Origin of the sequence: Mangrovicoccus algicola (assembly GCF_014903745.1) — a bacterium.
GTDB lineage: Bacteria > Pseudomonadota > Alphaproteobacteria > Rhodobacterales > Rhodobacteraceae > Mangrovicoccus > Mangrovicoccus algicola.
In genome coordinates this window covers 36,985-55,444 of sequence record NZ_JACVXA010000012.1, presented here as the reverse complement: position 1 = coordinate 55,444, position 18,460 = coordinate 36,985, and the positions used below count along the sequence as shown (strand labels likewise).

At 68.4% G+C, this 18,460-nt stretch carries 15 protein-coding genes and 1 tRNA gene; 9 read left to right on the top strand and 7 right to left on the bottom strand.

Features of this window, described 5'->3' with window-relative positions:
- Positions 1-84: 84 nt before the first annotated feature.
- The 6 genes from ICN82_RS06245 (at position 85) to ICN82_RS06220 (ending at position 5,874) form a co-directional block, all read left to right on the top strand.
- Positions 85-453 (top strand): RidA family protein, encoded by a 369-nt coding sequence (locus tag ICN82_RS06245; protein WP_193180820.1) that lies wholly within the window; start codon positions 85-87, stop codon positions 451-453.
- Between the two features lie 90 nt (positions 454-543).
- Positions 544-1,317, top strand: a complete 774-nt coding sequence (locus ICN82_RS06240; RefSeq protein WP_193180818.1) for a hypothetical protein — start codon at positions 544-546, stop codon at positions 1,315-1,317.
- Positions 1,318-1,498: 181 nt separating this feature from the next.
- Complete coding sequence (locus tag ICN82_RS06235; RefSeq protein ID WP_193180816.1) at positions 1,499-2,686, top strand: amidase; 1,188 nt, start codon at positions 1,499-1,501, stop codon at positions 2,684-2,686.
- A 93-nt stretch (positions 2,687-2,779) separates the two neighbouring features.
- Complete coding sequence (locus ICN82_RS06230; RefSeq protein ID WP_193180814.1) at positions 2,780-3,883, top strand: TRAP transporter substrate-binding protein; 1,104 nt, start codon at positions 2,780-2,782, stop codon at positions 3,881-3,883.
- A gap of 63 nt (positions 3,884-3,946) precedes the next feature.
- Positions 3,947-4,558 (top strand): TRAP transporter small permease subunit, encoded by a 612-nt coding sequence (locus ICN82_RS06225; protein ID WP_193180812.1) that lies wholly within the window; start codon positions 3,947-3,949, stop codon positions 4,556-4,558.
- Positions 4,555-5,874 (top strand): TRAP transporter large permease, encoded by a 1,320-nt coding sequence (locus tag ICN82_RS06220; protein ID WP_193180810.1) that lies wholly within the window; start codon positions 4,555-4,557, stop codon positions 5,872-5,874. The genes ICN82_RS06225 and ICN82_RS06220 overlap by 4 nt, the downstream gene beginning before the upstream one ends.
- Positions 5,875-5,919: 45 nt before the next feature.
- On the opposite strand, the gene ICN82_RS06215 is transcribed toward ICN82_RS06220, so the two are convergent.
- Entirely contained in the window at positions 5,920-6,591 is a 672-nt protein-coding gene (locus ICN82_RS06215; RefSeq protein ID WP_330998969.1) for a GntR family transcriptional regulator, read from the bottom strand.
- A gap of 139 nt (positions 6,592-6,730) precedes the next feature.
- Here ICN82_RS06215 and ICN82_RS06210 point away from each other — a divergent pair.
- Positions 6,731-6,807 (top strand) — tRNA-Arg (locus tag ICN82_RS06210).
- A gap of 138 nt (positions 6,808-6,945) precedes the next feature.
- Positions 6,946-7,968, top strand: a complete 1,023-nt coding sequence (gene dusA / locus ICN82_RS06205; protein WP_330998968.1) for a tRNA dihydrouridine(20/20a) synthase DusA — start codon at positions 6,946-6,948, stop codon at positions 7,966-7,968.
- Positions 7,969-7,975: 7 nt separating this feature from the next.
- Here the strand turns inward: dusA and ICN82_RS06200 are convergent, their stop codons facing one another.
- Positions 7,976-10,396 (bottom strand): ligase-associated DNA damage response DEXH box helicase, encoded by a 2,421-nt coding sequence (locus ICN82_RS06200; protein WP_193180808.1) that lies wholly within the window; start codon positions 10,394-10,396, stop codon positions 7,976-7,978.
- A 99-nt stretch (positions 10,397-10,495) separates the two neighbouring features.
- On the opposite strand from ICN82_RS06200, the gene ICN82_RS06195 reads away from it, so the two are divergent.
- On the top strand, positions 10,496-11,068 hold the full coding sequence (locus tag ICN82_RS06195) for a hypothetical protein (protein WP_193180806.1): 573 nt from the start codon (positions 10,496-10,498) through the stop codon (positions 11,066-11,068).
- A 57-nt stretch (positions 11,069-11,125) separates the two neighbouring features.
- Here the strand turns inward: ICN82_RS06195 and ICN82_RS06190 are convergent, their stop codons facing one another.
- From ICN82_RS06190 to tldD, 5 genes are all read right to left on the bottom strand, one after another.
- Positions 11,126-11,755 carry a CoA transferase subunit B gene (locus ICN82_RS06190; protein ID WP_193180804.1) on the bottom strand — a complete coding sequence of 210 codons (630 nt, stop codon included), beginning with the start codon at positions 11,753-11,755 and terminating at the stop codon, positions 11,126-11,128.
- Positions 11,756-11,825: 70 nt separating this feature from the next.
- A complete protein-coding gene (locus tag ICN82_RS06185; protein ID WP_193180802.1) occupies positions 11,826-12,524 on the bottom strand; it encodes a CoA transferase subunit A in 699 nt (232 codons plus the stop codon).
- A 175-nt stretch (positions 12,525-12,699) separates the two neighbouring features.
- Positions 12,700-15,372 (bottom strand): type I DNA topoisomerase, encoded by a 2,673-nt coding sequence (gene topA, locus ICN82_RS06180; protein WP_193180800.1) that lies wholly within the window; start codon positions 15,370-15,372, stop codon positions 12,700-12,702.
- A gap of 98 nt (positions 15,373-15,470) precedes the next feature.
- Positions 15,471-16,712, bottom strand: coding sequence for a DNA-processing protein DprA (dprA, locus tag ICN82_RS06175; protein WP_193180798.1), 1,242 nt, complete (start codon positions 16,710-16,712; stop codon positions 15,471-15,473).
- A gap of 164 nt (positions 16,713-16,876) precedes the next feature.
- Positions 16,877-18,298 carry a metalloprotease TldD gene (gene tldD / locus ICN82_RS06170; protein WP_193180793.1) on the bottom strand — a complete coding sequence of 474 codons (1,422 nt, stop codon included), beginning with the start codon at positions 18,296-18,298 and terminating at the stop codon, positions 16,877-16,879.
- Positions 18,299-18,460: the final 162 nt, after the last annotated feature.

Genomic DNA, 18,460 nt, shown 5'->3' with positions numbered 1-18,460 from the left:
GCGCGGGGCGGATCGGCTTTTTCACGGGTCTGCGGGCATGGATGCGGCAGGGCGCCGCGTGCACGCCGCCAAGGAGACCAGGACATGAAACGCATCTTCTCCGGCTCGCCCTTCGAGCCCAAAATCGCCTATTGCCGTGCCGTCGTCGCGGGGGGGTTCGCCTTTGTCAGCGGCACGACCGGGATCGATCCCGAAGGCCCCGCAGAGCAGTCGGCCGCAGATCAGTGCCGACTGACCCTGACGCGGATCGCCGCCGCCCTGGCCGAGGCCGGCAGCGGGCTCGACCGGGCCGTGCGCGTGACCTATTACATGCAGGACATCGCCGAATTCGAAAGCTGCTGGCCGGTGCTGCAGGAGCATTTCGGGGCCAACCCGCCCGCCGCCTCGGTGATCGAGGCCAGGCTGATTGATCCGGCCATGAAGATCGAGATCGAGGTGACCGCCCTGGCCTGATCCGATGCTGCGGCGGCGGATCACGGTTAACAATGCCTCTACCATTTCCGGGCAAGGTCAAGGCGACCCTGTCCGGAAATGGAGGCCGCCATGCCTGCGATCCCGCTTTTTCCCGTAGCCTTCGTGCTTCTGCTTCTGTTCGCCCCGCCCGCCGGGGCACAGAGCCCGGCGGAGCATCTGCCGCCATCCTTCCGCGATCCCGGCGCCGTCTATTTCCCGGTGGCGGAGATCGCGCCGGGGCTTGAACGTGCCTGTCTCGCCGTCGCACGGGAGCAGGGGCATGATGTCGGCGGTTTCGACGCGCCCGGCTTCATCCAGCATGACCTGGGCGGCCGCCTGTTCCGGCCGATCTGGATGCGGCAGGGGGGGACGCTGTGGTGCCATGCCGATCTGGGCGTCGGCCGGGTCGAGGTCACCGGCGACATGGCAGCCCCCGCCGGAACCGCGGAGCGGCCGCGCCTGCCGCAATTCGACGGGCGCAAGCTGATCGCCTATGACAGCCGCTGGCTTGATCCGGCCGAACGCGCCTGTGCCGGGCTGGCATATGCGCGCCACGGAAGACCGCGCCTGACGCATGTGCAGAATGACCAGAGCCATCGCGCCGGAACCGTCCATGTGATGCTGTCGGTGGCGGCGACGGGAGACGGGACCCAGCCGATCGCCTATTGCGCCTTCGACACGCTCGAGGGCAGTGCGCGCCTGCTGCCCGATCCCGGGCCTGCGCTGCGCGACAAGGCGAGGGCGACCTTCCGCTACCTGCGGCCGATGCTGCGCGCGCAGGGCGAAAGCATGTCCAGCGCCCGCGGACCGCAAGCCGCCGCCGCCTGGCTGCGCGCCTTCGATGAAAGCCGCTTCCAGTTCTGATGCGGCACCCACGGGGGCTCCCTTTCCGTCCTTGACGAAAAATCGGCGGGACTGCCCGGATTTTCGGCAAACTCGCAGGGGCAGGGGATATGATCCCCGTCTGAATATTGCATCAATAATTATATCTTGCGCCACCTACGCCGCGGTGCAGAACTTCCGTCAAGTACGAGTGAGACGTGACATGACGGACAAGACCCAACTGACCTGGCCCGAGCAGCTGCGCCGGGATGACCGTGAGCTCAAGGCCCTGACCTGCATGGCGCAGAATCTGCCCGCGACCCGCCCGGGCGTGACGCTCGGGGTGAAGGATATCATCGACGTGGCGGGATTGCCGACCGAATGCGGGTCGCCGATCCATGCCGGGCAGGTGGCCGCGCGCAGCGCGGATTGCGTCACGCTGCTGGAACGCGCCGGGGCGGTTGTCGCGGGAAAGACCGTCACGACGGAATTCGCCACGACCCGGCCGGGCCCCACCTGCAATCCGCTGAACCCCGCGCATACGCCCGGCGGGTCCTCCTCCGGGTCGGTGGCGGGCGTGGCGGCAGGGCTGTTCGACTGGGCGCTGGGGACCCAGACAGCGGGATCGGTGATCCGTCCGGCAGCCTATTGCGGGATCGCCGGTTTCCTGCCCTCGCCGGGGGTGATCCCGCGCCGGGGCGTCCGCATCATGTCGCCGACCCTGGACCGGGTGGGGGTCTTCGCCCGCGACATGCAGGGGATCGCGGCGATGCTGGAGGCCTTTCCCGGCTGGTCGCCCGCAGCGATGCCCGACAAGGCGCCGCGCATCGCGATGCTGCCGCGCGGAGTCTGGGAGGACAGTGCCGACGAGGCCACCTGCCGGACGGTCCTCGGCACGGCCGACGCGCTGCGCGATGCCGGGGCCGAGATGACCGAACTGGATGATCCCGCCCCGTTCCTCGAGATGATGGAGGCGCAGAAGGCGGTGATGGGCTACGAGATCCCGCGCGCGCTTCACCGGGAACTGGCCGAACACCGCGATCTTCTGTCGGAGGAGCTGCGCGACTATTGCGATGCCGCGCTGGCCATTCCGCATGAGAGCTATGCCGCCGCCCTGAAGACCGCCGACCGGTTCCGCCTGTGGATCGGCGGCGTGCTGGAGGGCCACGACGCGATCCTGGGCCCGTCCGCCGCGCAGCTTGCGCCAGAGGGGCTGGGCTGGACCGGCGATCCCTTCGTCAACCGCATATGGTCGCTGGCGAAGCTTCCTGCGGTGAGCCTGCCCGGCGCTGCCGCGCGAAACGGGCTGAAGGCGGCGGTGCAGCTGACCACCGGGATCGGGCGGGACGGGCTTCTCTGCGCGCTGGCCACCCGGTTCGCACCGCTGGTGGCGGGGATCGCCCCCGAGTGAACAGGGCCCGGCGCAATGGCCGCGCCGCCGGGCAGGTCCGATGAGACCATGAAAACAAGAAAGCGGCCGCTTTCCCAACAGCGAGGACGACCCATGTCTTTCCTTTCAAAGATCGCCCGGCCCGCAAGGGGCGCCGCCATCGCCTCGGCGCTGGCCTGCCTGTCGCTGCCCGCCGCGGCGCAGGAGTTCAAATGGACGGTCCAGACCGCCTATGCCTCTGGCGACGACCTGCACATGACCTTCGTCAAGCTGGCCGAGATGATCGACGAGATGTCGGGCGGCCGGCTGGTGATGGAGGTCAGCCCCGGCGGCGCCTTCGTGCCGGCCTTCGACGTGCTGGATGCCGTGAATGACGGCGTGATCGACGCGGCCGGCGGCGATGCCGATTACTGGGTGGGCAAGCACCCGGCCGGCAGCCTCTTTGCCTCGGCGCCCGGCTTCGGGATGCCCTCGATCGACCTGATGGGCTGGATGGAATATGGCGGCGGCAAGGAGCTGTTCGCCGAATACATCAACGACACGCTTCAGATGACCAATACCGTGTCCTTCCTGCTCAGCCCCGCCCAGGCGCAGCCCTTCGGCTGGTTCGAGGAGCCCGTCACCTCGGCCGAGGACATCAAGGGCATGAAATACCGCACGCCCGGCCTGCCGGTCGACGTGATGCGCGAGATGGGCGCCGCGGTCGTCACCGTGCCCGGCTCCGAGGTGGTGCCCTCGCTGGAGCAGGGGGTGATCGAGGCGGCCGAGTATTTCGGTCCCAAGGCGGACATGATCCTGGGCCTGCCGGATGTGCGCAAGATCTACATGATGCCGAGCTACCTGCAGCTGGGCTTGGTGCAGAACTTCTTCATCTCCAAGGACCGCTGGGACGAGCTGCCCGACGACCTGAAGGCGATCGTCAAATATGCCGTCATGGCGGAATCGGCGGATTTCTACTGGAAGGGTCTGGACGAGAATTCCAAGGCGCTGGCGCAGATGGAAACCGAGATGGGCGTGCAGGTCACCGAGACCCCGCGCGACGTGATGGAGGCGCAGCTGGCCGCCTGGTCGGCGGTTCTGGACCGCTATGCCGCCGATGACGAATTCTTCGCCAAGGTTCTGGACAGCCAGCAGGACTTCGCCCAGCGGGTGGTGCCGCTGAAGGCGCGGATCAACCCCCCGGCCGATATCGCGCTGAAGCATTTCGGCTTCGAGTGATCCGGCGGCGGGGCGGCTCCGGTCGGGGCCGCCCCGTGCCCGCATCCCAGCCAAGGTATCCAGATGACCGATGACGAAGACGACGCGCTGTTGCGCGTGCTGAAACAGGACGAGGACCTTCCCGACCTCGACCAGATGCGCAAGGCCGTGCCCGCGATCCCCGACCCCTGGCGGGCGATCGTGATGCGCCTGGACCGCTTTGCCGACCTTTACGGGCATGTGCTCAGCTGGCTGGTGCTGGCGCTGGTGGCCATCGTGGTGATGGAGGCGATCCGCCGCTACGCGTTCAACAGCCCCAGCATCTGGGCCTATGACCTCAGCTACATGCTGTATGGCACGATCTTCATGCTGGGGGCGGGCACGACGCTGCGCTTCGGCGGGCATATCCGCACCGACCTGTTCTTCAAGGACTGGTCGCCGCGCACCCAGGCGGGGGTGGACCTGGTCTTCTACCTGCTGCTGTTCTTCCCGGGCCTGTTCTTCTTCTTCTGGGCGGGCTTCGACAAGGCGCTGAGTTCCTACATGATTTCCGAACGCGCCTCGGCCAGCTTCTGGCGGCCGATCCTGTGGCCCTATCGCGCGGTCATTCCGGCCACCGCGCTCCTGCTGATGCTTCAGGGGGTTTCCGAGGTGATCAAGGCCGTGTTCCAGTTCCGCAGCGGAGAGCCCGTATGAGTTTCGGCGTCATTCTAGGTTTCGCCCAGCTGGCCGCGCTGCTGGCGGGGATCTTCGCGGGATTTCCCATCGCCTTCACGCTGATCGTGCTGACGGTGTTCTTCGGCTATCTGGGACTGGGCGGGCGGGCCTTCGACCTGATGGTCTACCAGTCCTGGGGCGTGATGGGGACCGAAACCCTGGCGGCGGTGCCGCTTTTCGTCTTCATGGGCTACATCCTGGAACAGGCCGGCATCATGGAGCGGCTGTTCAAGGGGTTCCAGTTCACCCTGGCCCGCGTGCCCGGCGCGCTTTACATCGGCGTGCTTCTGACCTCGACCATCTTCGCCACGGCGACGGGGATCATCGGCGCCTCGGTCACGCTGATCGGGATGCTGGCCGCGCCGGTCATGACCAAGTCGAATTACGATCCGGCCCTGTCGGCGGGGACGATCACCGCGGGGGGCACGCTGGGCATCCTGATCCCGCCCTCGGTCATGCTGGTGGTCCTGGGCCCGGTGGTGGGGGTGTCGATCCCCAAGCTGTTTGCCGCCTGCATCCTGCCGGGGCTGCTGATCACCTTCCTGTTCCTCGCCTATACGCTGATCCGCTGCTGGATCAATCCGGCGCTGGGACCGGCGCTGCCCGAGGCGGAACGCCCGGCCAGCTGGAAGGTCGCGGCCAGGGAACTGGCCATCGGCATGGCGCCGATGCTGGTGCTGATCGGCGCGACGCTGGGCAGCATCCTGACGGGGGTGGCGACGCCGACCGAAGGGGCGGGGATGGGGGCGGCGGGGGCGCTGATCCTGACGATCCTCTACGGGCGCTTCACCATGGGGCGGCTGCGCATGGCGCTGTATCAGACGGTCATCGTCTCCTCGATGATCCTGTTCCTGCTGCTGGCCTCCAACATGTTCGGCGCGGTGTTCAACCGGCTGGGCACCGGCCCCTGGATCGCCAATCTGCTGGTGTCGTGGGACCTGCCGCCCTTCGGCGTGGTCATGGCGCTGATGGTCGTGGTCTTCCTGCTGGGATGGCCGCTGGAATGGGCGCCGATCGTGTTCATCTTCCTGCCGATCTTCCTGCCCATCGTGCAGGAGGCGGGGCTGAACCTCTTGTGGATCAGCGCGCTGGTGGCGGTGAACCTGCAGACGGCCTTCCTGTCGCCGCCGGTGGCGATGGCGGCCTATTACCTCAAGGCCGTGGCCCCGCAATGGCATCTGAAACAGATCTATTCGGGGATGTTCCAGTTTGTCGGGCTGCAGGTCATCGCGCTGATCCTGGTGCTGGCCTTCCCGGCCATCGCGCTGTGGCTGCCCGCGGTGATGTTCGACTGATCCCGCCTTGCCGTTCCGGGGCCGAAATGCCCCGGGGCGGCGATCTCAGCCGGGACGGGCGATGGCGCCCAGGACCGCGCGGCGCACGGTCTGTTCGACATGATCGCGCAGGAGCCGTCCCGCCAAGGCGCCGTCACCCGCCCGCAGCGCCGCCATGATCGCCTCGTGATCCTGCATCGCCGCGTTCCAGTCGGCCTCGCTCTTCTCCGCGAGGAAGCGGCTCATATGCATCCGTGCCAGGGCGATGCGGTAGAGTTCCAGCAGCGCGCCATTGCCGCCCATCTCGATCAAGGCCTCGTGGAACGCCTTGTTTGCCTTGCGGAACCTGGCCGCGTCGCGCCCGGCATGCCCGGCCAGGATCTCTGCATGCAGTTGCTCCAGCTGGGCCAGCATCGCCGCGCGCTCCTCGGCCGGGGCGGCATCCAGAGCCCTGCACAGCAGTTCCGCGCCCAGTTCCTCCAGAACCCCCATCACCGGCAGCAGGTCGTCGAGCTGCGCGGCGCTGACCTCGGAGACGCTGGCGCCGCGATTGGGCATCAGCGTCACCAGCCCCTCCACCGAGAGCGCCTTGAGCGCCTCGCGCAGCGGCGTGCGCGATACCTCCAGCTGCTGCGCCAGCGCCTGTTCCGGCACCTTGGTGCCCGGACGCAGCGCGCCGCTGAGGATCATCTCGCGGATCTCGCCGGTGATTTCCTGGTGAAGTGAGCGCCGTCCCACGCTGTCGAACTCCCGACGCTTCGGATTTAATGCATTATTCAATACCGGGGCAGGGACGGCAACCCCTCCGGACGACAGGACGGCACAGGCACCCGCGATGCGTTGCACCTCCCGTTGCGACCCGCTATCAAGGCGCCACGGCCCCGTAGCTCAACTGGATAGAGCAGGTGACTTCTAATCACCAGGTTCCGGGTTCAAGTCCTGGCGGGGTCGCCATCGCCCGAGGGAGGGCGACGAAGGGGAGGAGTGTTTGTCAAGCGCGTCTCCGCCGTGATAGAGGACCGGTTTCCCCGAGGGACAGGATGCGCGCGACGGTGTCGGCCGGCCCCGGGGGGATGGACGAGAGGTCTTCGAGTGACTGAGAAACGCGACTATCCCGAGCTGGCGAGCGCCGCCCGCCTGTCCGTGGCCCCGATGCTGGACTGGACGGACCGGTTCTGCCGCCTGATCCACCGGCAGTTTTCCGTGCGCACGCTGCTTTATACCGAGATGGTGACGGCCCCGGCGCTGGTGCGGGGCGGGGCGCTGCACCTGTTGGATCACGACCCGGCGGAGCATCCCGTGGCGCTGCAGCTGGGCGGGTCGGACCCTGCCGAACTGGCCGAGGCGGCGGCGCTTGGCTGGCAGGCGGGCTATGGCGAGATCAACCTGAATGTCGGCTGTCCGTCGGACCGGGTGCAGTCGGGATGTTTCGGGGCGGTCCTGATGCGCGATCCGGCGCTGGTGGCGCGGGCCGTCGCGGCCATGATCGCCGCCAGCCCGGCCGAGGTCACGGTGAAATGCCGCATCGGCGTGGATGACGACGATCCGGCCGCGGTCCTGCCGGGCTTTCTCGATGCGGTGGCCGGTGCCGGGGTCCGGCGGGTCACGATCCATGCCCGCAAGGCCTGGCTGAAGGGACTGTCGCCCAAGGAAAACCGCGAGATCCCGCCGCTGGACTATCCGCTGGTCCTGGCGATGAAGCAGAGGTTCCCGCAGCTGCATGTCTCGGTCAATGGCGGGATCACCTCGCTGGATCAGGCCGAAAGTTTCCTGGCGGCGGGTCTGGACGGGGTGATGATCGGCCGCGCGGCCTATCACGAACCGGCGGCGATCCTGGCCGATGCCGACCGGCGGATCTTCGGCGACGCGGCGCAGGCGAAAACCGCCGGGCAGGTCGCGCGCGCCATGATCCCCCATATCGCCGCGCATGTCGCCGCGGGCGGGCGGGCGCATGCGATGACGCGCCACATGCTGGGGCTCTTTGCCGGGCGCCCCGGGGCCCGGGCCTGGCGGCGGCATCTCTCCGTCGCGGCCGCGCGCCGCGAGGCGGGGGCGGAGATCGTCGAGGAGGCGCTGGCGCTGGTCGAGCGGGAAACCGCCCGCGCCGCGGGCTGAGCGGCGCTCAGACCGCCTGCGCGTCGAGATCGGCGAGGCCCGAGGCCTCCATGGCCCGCGCCGCCTGTTCCTCCATCAGCCGTTCGCGCCCGGCGCCCTCGACCGGGACCCGCCCGGCCTCCAGCAGCAGCGGCGCGGCCAGGGGCGACAGCCGGTCCAGAGGCTGGTGGTCGATCCGTCCGCCGATGCGCCGCAGCATCTCCTCGATCCGGCCGAAATCGACCAGCCCGCCAAGCGCCTCCTGCCGCGTGATGCGCAACAGCAGGTGATCGGGGTCGTAGCGGCGCAGCGTGTCATAGAGGATGTCGGTGGAAAACGTCGCCTGGCGCCCGGATTTGCGGCTGCCGGGATGGTTGCGCTCGATCAGCCCGGCGATCGTGGCCACCCCGCGGAAGCTCCGCTTCATCACCGCATTGCCCGCAAGCCAGGTTTCGAACCCCTCGCGCAGCCCCTCGGGGGAGAGCAGGGCGGCCGGATCGGCAAGCGGTTCCAGCCCCCAGATCAGAAGCGCGTAATCCGTGGCCACGAAGCCCAGCGGCGCCAGGCCCTCCGTCTCCATCCGCCGGGTCAGCAGAAGCCCCAGCGTCTGCATCGCGTTGCGTCCTGCGAAACCGTAGAAACAGGCATGGTGACGCCCGTCATGGGGGAAGGTTTCGACCAGCAGCCTCTCGCGGCGGGGCAGGCGCGACACCTGCGCCTGCAGCTGCAGCCATTCGGCGGTATGGGCGGGCAGGCCGGGCCAGCCCGGCCGCGCCAGCAGTCCCAGGATGCGGTCCGACAGCTGGGTCGAGGTGGCGAATTTCGTGCCCGAGAACACCGCCAGCCGGGGCTCCCGCCCGCGCGCGCGGCTGACCTCGACGGTCGTCTCGCGCAGGCCCTCGTAGCGCACCACCTGTCCGCCGATGAGGAAACTGTCTCCGGGGCTCAGCGTCGCGGCAAAGGCTTCCTCCACCTCGCCCAGCGGCGCGCCGCGCCCGCGCAGCCGCACCCGCACCAGGTCGCTGTCCTGGATCGTGCCCAGGTTCATGCGGATCAGCCGCGCCGCCCGCGGATCGCGCAGGCCCCAGCTGCCATCGGGGCGCTGCTTGAGCCGCTGCCAGCGGTCATAGGCGCGCAGCACGTAGCCGCCGGTCGCGCAGAAGTCGAGGCAGGCGTCGAAATCGGCGCGCGGCAGCCCGGCATAGGGACCGGCCTGTGTCACCTCGGCGTAAAGACCGTCAGCGGTGAAATCCCCCGCGCAGGCGGCGATCAGGATATGCTGGCACAGCACGTCCAGGGGGCCGGGGCCGCGCGGGCTGCCGTCGAGATCGCGCGCGCGCACCGCCTCCAGCGCGGCCTGGCATTCGATCACCTCGAAGCGGTTGGCCGGGACCAGCCGCGCGCGGGAGGGGGCGTTGTAGCGGTGATTGGCCCGCCCGATCCGCTGGACCAGCCGCTTGATGTTGCGGGGCGCGCCGATCTGCAGGACCAGGTCGACATCCCCCCAGTCGATCCCCAGGTCCAGCGTGCCGGTGCAGACGATGGCGCGCAATTCGCCCGCGATCATCGCCGCCTCCACCTTCTGGCGGCTTTCGCGCGACAGGCTGCCGTGATGGATCGCGATGGGCAGCGCATCGGCATTCTGCATCCACAGGTCGTGGAAGAATATCTCGGCCTGGGCGCGTGTATTGTGGAAGATCAGCGTCGTGCGGTGGCGGCGCACCTCCTCCAGCACGCGGGGAATCGCATAGCGCCCGCCGCCCCCGGCCCAGGGGGGCGGCACGGGCAGGTCCAGCATCGCGATATCGGGATCGGGCCCGGGATCCGCCTGCAGCACCGGGCAGGGGTCGGGATGGCGGGCCAGGAACCGCGCCAGGGCCGGAGGGTCCTCCACCGTTGCCGACAGCCCGACCCGCCGCAGCCCGGGACACAGCGCCTGAAGCCGCGACAGCGCCAGCATCAGCTGGTCGCCGCGCCTGGACTCGGCGAGGGCATGGATCTCGTCCAGCACCACCCTCTGAAGCCCGGCAAAGATCCGCGGCGCGTCCGGGTAGGAGAGCATCAGCGCCAGGCTTTCCGGCGTGGTCAGCAGGATATGCGGCGGATCGGCCCGCTGGCGCCGCCGCGCGGTCGCGGAAGTGTCGCCGGTGCGGTCCTCCACCCGGATCGCCGCGCCCATCTCGGCGATGGGACGGTCGAGGTTGCGCCGGATATCCGCGGCAAGGGCCTTGAGCGGCGAGACGTACAGCGTGTGCAGGCCCGGCGGCGGGGACAGGCCCAGTTCGGCGAGGCTGGGCAGGAAACCCGCCAGCGTCTTGCCGCCGCCCGTGGGCGCGACCAGAAGCTGGGCGGAGGCCTGCTTCTGCGCCAGCATCTGCGCCTGATGCGGATGCAACACCCAGCCGCGCGCGGCAAGCCAGTCCGAGACATGGGGGGGAAGATGCGTCATGATGCATGAACTAGTCCGCCTTGCGGTGCAGGGCCAGCAACCGAATGTTAGCCTGGCGGCGGGCATTCTGCCCCGGCCTGCCGCAATTGGGGATCCGTCGTGTTCAAGACTTTCCGCCCATCGCCGCCGCCGCCCCATATGTGCGTCCCGCGGCCGCTGGTGATCGATGCCGATCACGGGCTGATCCGCGGCGGGCAGGGCAGGCTGCGTCACCCCGATCCGCAGCGCCTCGAACTGAACCGTTCTGCGCTGGAGCTTCTGCGCCTGTGGCTACGGTTCCGGGGCCGGGTGCTGCTATTGTCCTCGCTGCCGCAGGACTGGGCGCTGTGGCTGAGCGAGACGCTGGGCATCCCCGGCGCGGTCCAGGCCGTCGGGCGACGGGCCGGCGACAGGGCGGAGGATGCGGTGCGCCGTTTCGGCATGCGCGGCTTCGAATTTCTCGGCGGGCCGGAAACCATCGCCGTGCTGGGGGCCGGGGCGGCGCGGCTGTGGCTGCTGGGCGATCCCGGGACGCTGCAGGCGCAGATGCGCACTCTGGGCGTGCCGCTGATCGTTCTCGATACGGGGGATGCGGTGGCGCTGCGCGATCTTGCCGGGCGCGGGGCCGGGGGCTGGCCGCTGGACCGGCCCCGCAGCGACGGTGCCCGCGAACAGCGCGGCCTCGGCCCCTGAGCGCCGCAGCGGGCGCCGCCGGAAGGCATCCCGCCGCGGGGCGGGATGCGCCGGGTCTCAGTTGACGATCGTCGCCTCGGTCGCGGCGCGCATCTCCTGCTCGGTCACGCCATCGGCGAGTTCCAGGATCTTCAGCCCGCCCTCGACCACGTCGAGCACGCCCAGATTGGTGATGATCCGGTCGACGACCCCGGTGCCGGTCAGCGGCAGGGTGCATTCCTTCAGCAGCTTCGACTCGCCGTGCTTGTTGGTGTGGTCCATCACCACGATCACCCGGCCGACGCCCGCGACCAGGTCCATGGCGCCGCCCATGCCCTTGACCAGCTTGCCGGGGATCATCCAGTTGGCCAGATCGCCGTTCTCCGCGACCTCCATCGCGCCCAGGATCGCCGCCGCGATCTTGCCGCCGCGGATCATGCCGAAGCTCATGGCGCTGTCGAAATAGGCGGTATTGGGCAATTCGGTGATGGTCTGCTTGCCGGCATTGATCAGGTCGGGATCCTCTTCGCCCTCATAGGGGAAGGGGCCCATGCCGAGCATGCCGTTTTCCGATTGCAGCGTGACATTCACCCCCTCGGGGATGAAGTTCGGCACCAGGGTCGGAATGCCGATCCCCAGGTTCACATAGGTGCCGTCTTCGAGTTCCTGCGCGGCACGCGCCGCCATCTGGTTGCGATCCCAAGGCATTTTCGGCCCTCCTGTGGTCGGTCGCGGGACGGGCCCCCGGGGCTGCCCGCGGATGTTGCGTCGGACGGTGTCAGGCGGCGGGGCGGGTCGTGACCTTCTCGATCCGCTTCTCGTGGGTGCCCTGGATCAGGCGGTGCACGTAGATGCCGGGCAGGTGGATGTGATCGGGGTCGAGCGTGCCCACCGGCACAATCTCCTCGACCTCCATGATGCAGGTCTTGCCGCACATGGCGGCGGGCGGATTGAAATTGCGCGCGGTCTTGCGGAAGATCGCGTTGCCGGTCTCATCCGCCTTCCAGGCCTTCACGATAGAGATGTCGGCGAAGATGCCGCGCTCCATGATGTAGGTCTCGCCGTCGAACTCCTTGTGTTCCTTGCCCTCGGCGATCCGGGTGCCGACGCCGGTCTTGGTGTAGAAACCCGGGATGCCGCAGCCGCCGGCGCGCATCCGTTCGGCCAGCGTGCCTTGCGGGTTGAATTCCAGCTCCAGCTCGCCCGAGAGGTACTGGCGCATGAACTCCGCGTTCTCGCCGACATAGGAGGACAGCATCTTGCGGACCTGGCGGCTTTGCAGGAGGATCCCCAGCCCGAATTCGTCCACCCCGGCATTGTTCGAGGCGACGGTCAGATCCTTGGTCCCTGCGTCGCGGATCGCCTGGATCAGCAGTTCCGGAATGCCGCACAGGCCGAAGCCGCCCGCGGCGATGAACATCCCGTCGAACAGAAGCCCGTCGAGCGCATCCGTGGCCGAAGCGTAAACTTTCTTCATTGGGTATCCCCTTTGCCTCCACTTCCCAGCGTTGTGACGCGCTGCAGCGAAGCTGTCAACGGACTGGGGAGAGGGCGGATTTTCAAAGCCGGGCAGGACCTGTCCGGGACGGCGCCGCGGGCGCGGGCGCGTTCATGCCGCGCCTGCACCCGGGTCTTTGCCGCTGCGGCGCCGTCTATTCCAGAACGTCCGCCCCGTCGTCGCCCTTGTTCCCCGGCTCCGCCTTCTTCGCGGCGGGTTTCTTCGCCGCGGTCTTCTTTGCGGCGGTCTTGCCGGTGGCGGCCTTCTTTGCCGCGGGCTTCTTCGCGGCGGCCTTCTTGGCGGGGGCCTTCTTCTTGGTGCCGGACTTGCTGGCGCGGGCATTGACCAGCTCGACCGCGACATCCAGCGTCACGTCCTCCGGCTCCACCGTCTCGGGGAGGGTGGCGTTGACCTTGCCCCATTTGACATAGGGCCCGTAGCGTCCCTTCATCACGGTGATCTCGCCGCCATCGGGGTGTTCGCCGACTTCCTTCAGCGGCGCCTGCGCCGCGGGCTTGCCGCGCTTGGGCTTGGAGGCCAGCACCTCCACCGCGCGGTTCATGCCGATGGTGAAGACCTCTTCGACATCCTCCAGGTTGGCATTGGTGCCGCCCTTGTTGGAGATTGAATCGGCATGTTTCAGATAGGGGCCGTAGCGGCCGATATTGGCCCAGATCGTCACCCCGTCCTCGGGATGGGCGCCGATCTCGCGCGGCAGCGACAAGAGCTTCACCGCCTGTTCCAGCGTGACCTCCTCGGGCGGCCAGGGCTTGGGCACGGACTGGCGCGGCGGCTTGGGGGTCTCGTCGGTGACCGGGCCGCGCTGGACATAGGGGCCGAAACGCCCCTTGAAGACGCGGATCTCGTCGCCATTGTCCTCGCCCAGAAGCTTGCCCTCGGGCGGGATCGCGCGGGCGGCCTCGTCGCCTTCCAGCGGCGGGCCGAAGGGCCGGGTGAAGCGGCATTCGGGATAGTTGGAACAGCCGATGAAGGCCCCGCCCGAACGTGCGGTGCGCATCGACAGCCGGCCGGTGCCGCAATTGGGACAGATCCGCGGATCGGTCCCGTCCTCCTTGGGCGGATACAGGTGCGGCGCCAGCGCCTCGTCGATCTGGTCGAGCACCTCGGAGATGCGCAGATCCGCCGTTTCCTCGATCGAGGCCGAGAAATCGCGCCAGAACTGCCGCAGCACCTCCTTGTAGTCGCGGCTGCCCGCCGAGACATCGTCAAGCTCGTTCTCCAGCCCGGCGGTGAAGTCGTATTCCACGTAGCGGCGGAAGTACTTGGTCAGGAAGACCGTCACCAGCCGTCCCTTGTCCTCGGGGATCAGGCGGTTCTGCTCCTTCACCACATAGCCGCGATCCTGGATCGTCGTCACGATCGAGGCATAGGTGGAGGGGCGCCCGATGCCCAGCTCTTCCATGCGCTTGACCAGCGTGGCCTCGGTATAGCGCGGCGGCGGCTGCGTATGGTGCTGCTCGGGGGTGACCGTGTCCTTCTTCATGGGCTCGCCCTGCGCGACCTGCGGCAGGCGGCGGTCATCCTCCTCCTCGGGCTCGTCGCGGCCTTCCTCGTAGACTTTCAGGAACCCGTCGAAGAGCACCACCTGGCCGGTGGCGCGCAGCCCGACCTGTCCGTCGGCCGAGCCGATTTCCACCGTGGTGCGTTCCAGCCGCGCGGCCTCCATCTGGCTGGCCAGGGTGCGTTTCCAGATCAGCTCGTAGAGGCGGCGCTGGTCGCTATCGGTGATCTTCAGCCGGTCCGGCGCCATCGCCATTTCGGTGGGGCGGATGCATTCATGCGCTTCCTGCGCGTTCTTGGCCTTGTTCTTGTAGGTGCGCGGCTTGGCGGGCAGGTACTCGGCGCCGTAACGGTCCTTGATCGCGTCGCGGGCCATGGTCACCGCCTCGGGCGCCATGTCGATGCCGTCGGTCCGCATGTAGGTGATGTGCCCGGCCTCGTAGAGCCGCTGCGCCGCCGACATGGTCTGGCGCGCGCCCATGCCGAATTTCCGGCTGGCCTCCTGCTGCAGGGTCGAGGTCATGAAGGGCGGGGAGGGGTTGCGGCTGCCGGGGCGGGCCTCCACCGAGGTGACGGAGAGGTCGCGGGACCGGATCGCCTGAACCGCCAGATCGGCAGCCTCCTGCGTGGGAATGTCGAATTTCTCGAGCTTCCTGCCGCCCAGCACGGTCAGCCGGGCCTCCAGCATCTGGTTGCGCGGCGTCTGAAGCTGCGCCTTGACGGTCCAGTATTCCTGCGCGCGGAAAGCCTCGATCTCCATCTCGCGCTCGACGATCAGGCGCAGGCAGACCGATTGCACCCGGCCCGCCGATTTGGCACCGGGCAGCTTGCGCCACAGCACCGGCGACAGGTTGAAGCCCACCAGGTAATCCAGCGCGCGGCGTGCCAGATAGGCCTCGACCAGTTCCATGTCGACATCGCGGGGCTGGGCCATCGCGGCGGTCACGGCGGATTTGGTGATGGCGTTGAAGACCACGCGCTTGACGTCGGTGGTCTTCTTGATCGCCTTGCGCTTGGTCAGCGCCTCCTGCAGGTGCCAGGAAATCGCCTCTCCCTCGCGATCGGGGTCGGTGGCGAGGATCAGCGCATCATCCTCCGCCAGGGCATCGGCGATGGCCTTGACGTGCTTCCTGCTGTCGGAGCCGACCTCCCACAGCATTTCGAAATCCTTCTCGGGATCGACCGATCCGTTCTTGGGAGGCAGGTCCCGGACATGGCCGTAGGAGGCCAGAACCGTGTAGTCGGAACCCAGATACTTGTTGATTGTCTTGGCTTTTGCCGGGGATTCGACGACGACGACGGGCATTGACGCTCTTTTCGGACTGACGCTCTGGAAACTGCCGGGTAGATGTGACCGTTGCCCGCAGAATGTCAATGGATGCGGGGCGGACCCTGCGGCGCCATCTATCCCGAGAGGCTGACCAGCCCGCCGCTCTGCCTGCAGATGCGGCCGTCGAGTTCCAGCGACAGCAGGACCGGAGACAGGTCTGCCGCAGCGATGCCCAGATCGCGGATCAGCTGATCCTCCGGCACCGGCGAGGGGCCGATGCGGGACAGGATTTCCTGATGCAGGGGCAGCATCTGGGCGGCATCGCCGCGCGGGACGGGCCCCGGCGGGTGACGGCCATTCGCCGGCGGCGCCCCGGCCCCGCCCGCCGCTGCGCGCGCCGCATCGGGGGCGGCGAGGGCGGCGGCATGTTTCCGGGCCTGGTCGCGCCAGTTTGACGCAACCTGCCGCGGTGGCATCTCCAGCGGCCCGATCGCCTCCAGGATGTCGTCGAGCGCACGCACCAGCCGCGCCCCGTCGCGGATCAGCATGTTGCACCCCGCCGCGCGCGGATCGAAGGGATGACCCGGCACCGCCATGACCTCGCGGCCCTGGTCCAGCGCGGCCCGCGCGGTGATCAGGCTGCCCGAGCGCGCGGCGGCCTCCACCACCACCAGACCATGCGCCAGCCCGGCGATGATGCGGTTGCGGGGCGGGAAATGGCGCGCCTGCGGCTCCAGCCCCGGCGCCTGTTCGGACAGCCGCAGGCCCTGCTGCCCGATCTCGCGGAAAAGCCCGGCATTCTCGCGCGGATAGGCGATGTCGACGCCCCCGGCCAGAGCAGCGACGGTGCCGGTCTTCAGTGTCGCGCCATGGGCGGCCGTGTCGATGCCGCGCGCCATCCCCGAGACAAGGGTGAACCCCGCCTCGCCGAGGGCGCCCGCCAGAAGACGCGCCATGCGCTCGCCGAGCGAAGAGGCGTTGCGGGCGCCGACCAGTGCAATCATGGGGGAATGCAGCAATTCGGTTCTCCCGCTGCACCACAGCAGAGGCGGCGGATCCTCGATCGCGGCCAGCAGCGCGGGATAGTCGGGATCGCCGAAGCAAAGAAGCCGCGCGCCGGTGCGGCGTGCGGCCTTCATCTCGGCGCGGGCGGCATCGACGGAACAGGGCCGGTACTCGTCGACCCCGGCGGCGCGGGCAATGTCGGGCAGCGCCTCCAGCGCGGCGGCGGCGGTGCCGTGTTCCTTGATCAGCCGGTGAAAGGTGGCCACTCCGACCCTGCGGGATCGAAATAGGCGAAGCCACGACAACCTGTCTTCTTCCAACTTGGGTGGGGTGAGGGGTGTGGGGATGGAAGAATACAGTTTCTTGGTCATCGCAGCTCCGCCCGAGGGGTGACACCAACATGGCGTTCTTAAGGTTAACCCCAAGTGAACGGATGCGGGCTCAGTCGAGAAAAAATGGAATCTCCCGCATTTTTTTCATCTCCGCGCCACGCCCCGCCTTCATTTCCGCGCCACGCCCCCGTCCGGTCGCGCGCTCAGCTTCCCGCCCCGCCGACGGTCAGCCCGCCCATCAGCAGCGTCGGCTGGCCCACGCCCACCGGCACCCATTGACCGGATTTGCCGCAATTGCCGATTCCCGGATCCAGCGCCATGTCATTGCCGATGGCGCGGATCCGCTTCATCGCCGCCGGGCCGTCGCCGATCAGCGTGGCGCCGCGGACCGGCGCGCCGATCTTGCCATCCTTCACCCGGTAGGCCTCGGTGCAGTTGAAGACGAACTTGCCGTTGGTGATGTCCACCTGTCCGCCGCCGAACCCCACGGCATAGATGCCGTCCTTCAGCTCGGACAGGATCTCTCCGGGGGTCGCGTCGCCGCCCAGCATGTAGGTGTTGGTCATGCGTGGCATGGGCAGATGCGCATGGCTTTGCCGACGCCCGTTGCCGGTGGAGGCGCTGCCCATCAGCCGGGCGTTCTGGCGGTCCTGCATGTAGCCGACCAGCACCCCGTCCTCGATCAGCACGGTGCGCTGCGACGGCGTGCCCTCGTCATCGACGGTGATGGAACCGCGCCGGTCGGGAATGGTCCCGTCATCGAGGACGGTGACGCCCCTGGCCGCGACCTGCTGGCCCATCAGCCCGGCGAATGCGGAACTGCCCTTGCGGTTGAAATCGCCCTCCAGCCCGTGGCCCACCGCCTCGTGCAGCATCACGCCCGGCCAGCCCGCGCCGAGGACCACGTCCATCTGGCCCGCGGGGGCGGGGACCGCCTCCAGGTTGACCAGCGCGATCCGCAGCGCCTCGCGCACGCTCGACTGCCACAGCGCGGGCTCCAGGAGGCCGCTCAGCGCGGTGCGCCCGCCGCCCCCGGCATTGCCGCTTTCGCGGCGGCCGTTCTCCTCGACGATGACGGAAACCGACAGCCGCGTCATGGGGCGGGTATCCTCGACCATATGGCCGTCGGCGCGCAGGATCGCCACCTGCTGCAGCGACGCCGCCAGCGTCGCAGAAACCTGCACCACGCGGGGGTCCAGATCGCGGGCGAAGGCATCGATCTCGCGCAGGGTCTCGACCTTCACCGGGAAGGCGGCATCCTCGATCGGATCGAAGGCGGCATAGAGATGCCGGTTGGTGGCGCGCGGGGCCTCGGCCATCACGCCGCCGCCATCGCCCACGGCCAGCCGCGCCGTGGCGACCGCGCGACGCAATGCGGATTCGGAAATCTCGGTGGAATGGGCATAGCCCGCCGTCTCGCCCTTCACCGCGCGCAGCCCGAACCCTTCGGAGGCATCGAAACTGGCCGTTCTCAGCCGCCCGTCATCGAAGCTCAGAACCTCCGCCCGCCGCCGTTCCAGGAACAGTTCGCCATCGTCAGCGCCATGGGTGGCCTCGGCGACGAGCCCCAGGGCTGTGTCGCGGTCGAGCTCCGTCTCGAACGGGGCGAAGGGCTGGAGGGACATCTCGTTTCCTTTGTTTTCTGATCGAGATCAAATTCTTGTGGACCTTGCGGCACGGCTGCGATTTAACAGATGCAGAAAGTGCCGGCGCAGAACCGGTCATCCGAAAGAACACCTCGCCGGGGCGGGAAGGTCAAGCGAGACTGTCCCGGGCGGATAGCGGAG

Bases quoted from the DNA above. Each gene is read 5' to 3' on its own strand.
- ICN82_RS06230 (WP_193180814.1), top strand. From the start codon at position 2,780: ATGTCTTTCCTTTCAAAGATCGCCCGGCCCGCAAGGGGCGCCGCCATC.
- ICN82_RS06200 (WP_193180808.1), bottom strand. From the start codon at position 10,396: ATGACGCATCTTCCCCCCCATGTCTCGGACTGGCTTGCCGCGCGCGGC.
- ICN82_RS06240 (WP_193180818.1), top strand. From the start codon at position 544: ATGCCTGCGATCCCGCTTTTTCCCGTAGCCTTCGTGCTTCTGCTTCTG.
- ICN82_RS06185 (WP_193180802.1), bottom strand. From the start codon at position 12,524: ATGAAGAAAGTTTACGCTTCGGCCACGGATGCGCTCGACGGGCTTCTG.
- dprA (WP_193180798.1), bottom strand. From the start codon at position 16,712: ATGACCAAGAAACTGTATTCTTCCATCCCCACACCCCTCACCCCACCC.
- ICN82_RS06220 (WP_193180810.1), top strand. From the start codon at position 4,555: ATGAGTTTCGGCGTCATTCTAGGTTTCGCCCAGCTGGCCGCGCTGCTG.
- ICN82_RS06225 (WP_193180812.1), top strand. From the start codon at position 3,947: ATGACCGATGACGAAGACGACGCGCTGTTGCGCGTGCTGAAACAGGAC.
- tldD (WP_193180793.1), bottom strand. From the start codon at position 18,298: ATGTCCCTCCAGCCCTTCGCCCCGTTCGAGACGGAGCTCGACCGCGAC.
- ICN82_RS06235 (WP_193180816.1), top strand. From the start codon at position 1,499: ATGACGGACAAGACCCAACTGACCTGGCCCGAGCAGCTGCGCCGGGAT.
- ICN82_RS06190 (WP_193180804.1), bottom strand. From the start codon at position 11,755: ATGCCTTGGGATCGCAACCAGATGGCGGCGCGTGCCGCGCAGGAACTC.
- ICN82_RS06245 (WP_193180820.1), top strand. From the start codon at position 85: ATGAAACGCATCTTCTCCGGCTCGCCCTTCGAGCCCAAAATCGCCTAT.
- topA (WP_193180800.1), bottom strand. From the start codon at position 15,372: ATGCCCGTCGTCGTCGTCGAATCCCCGGCAAAAGCCAAGACAATCAAC.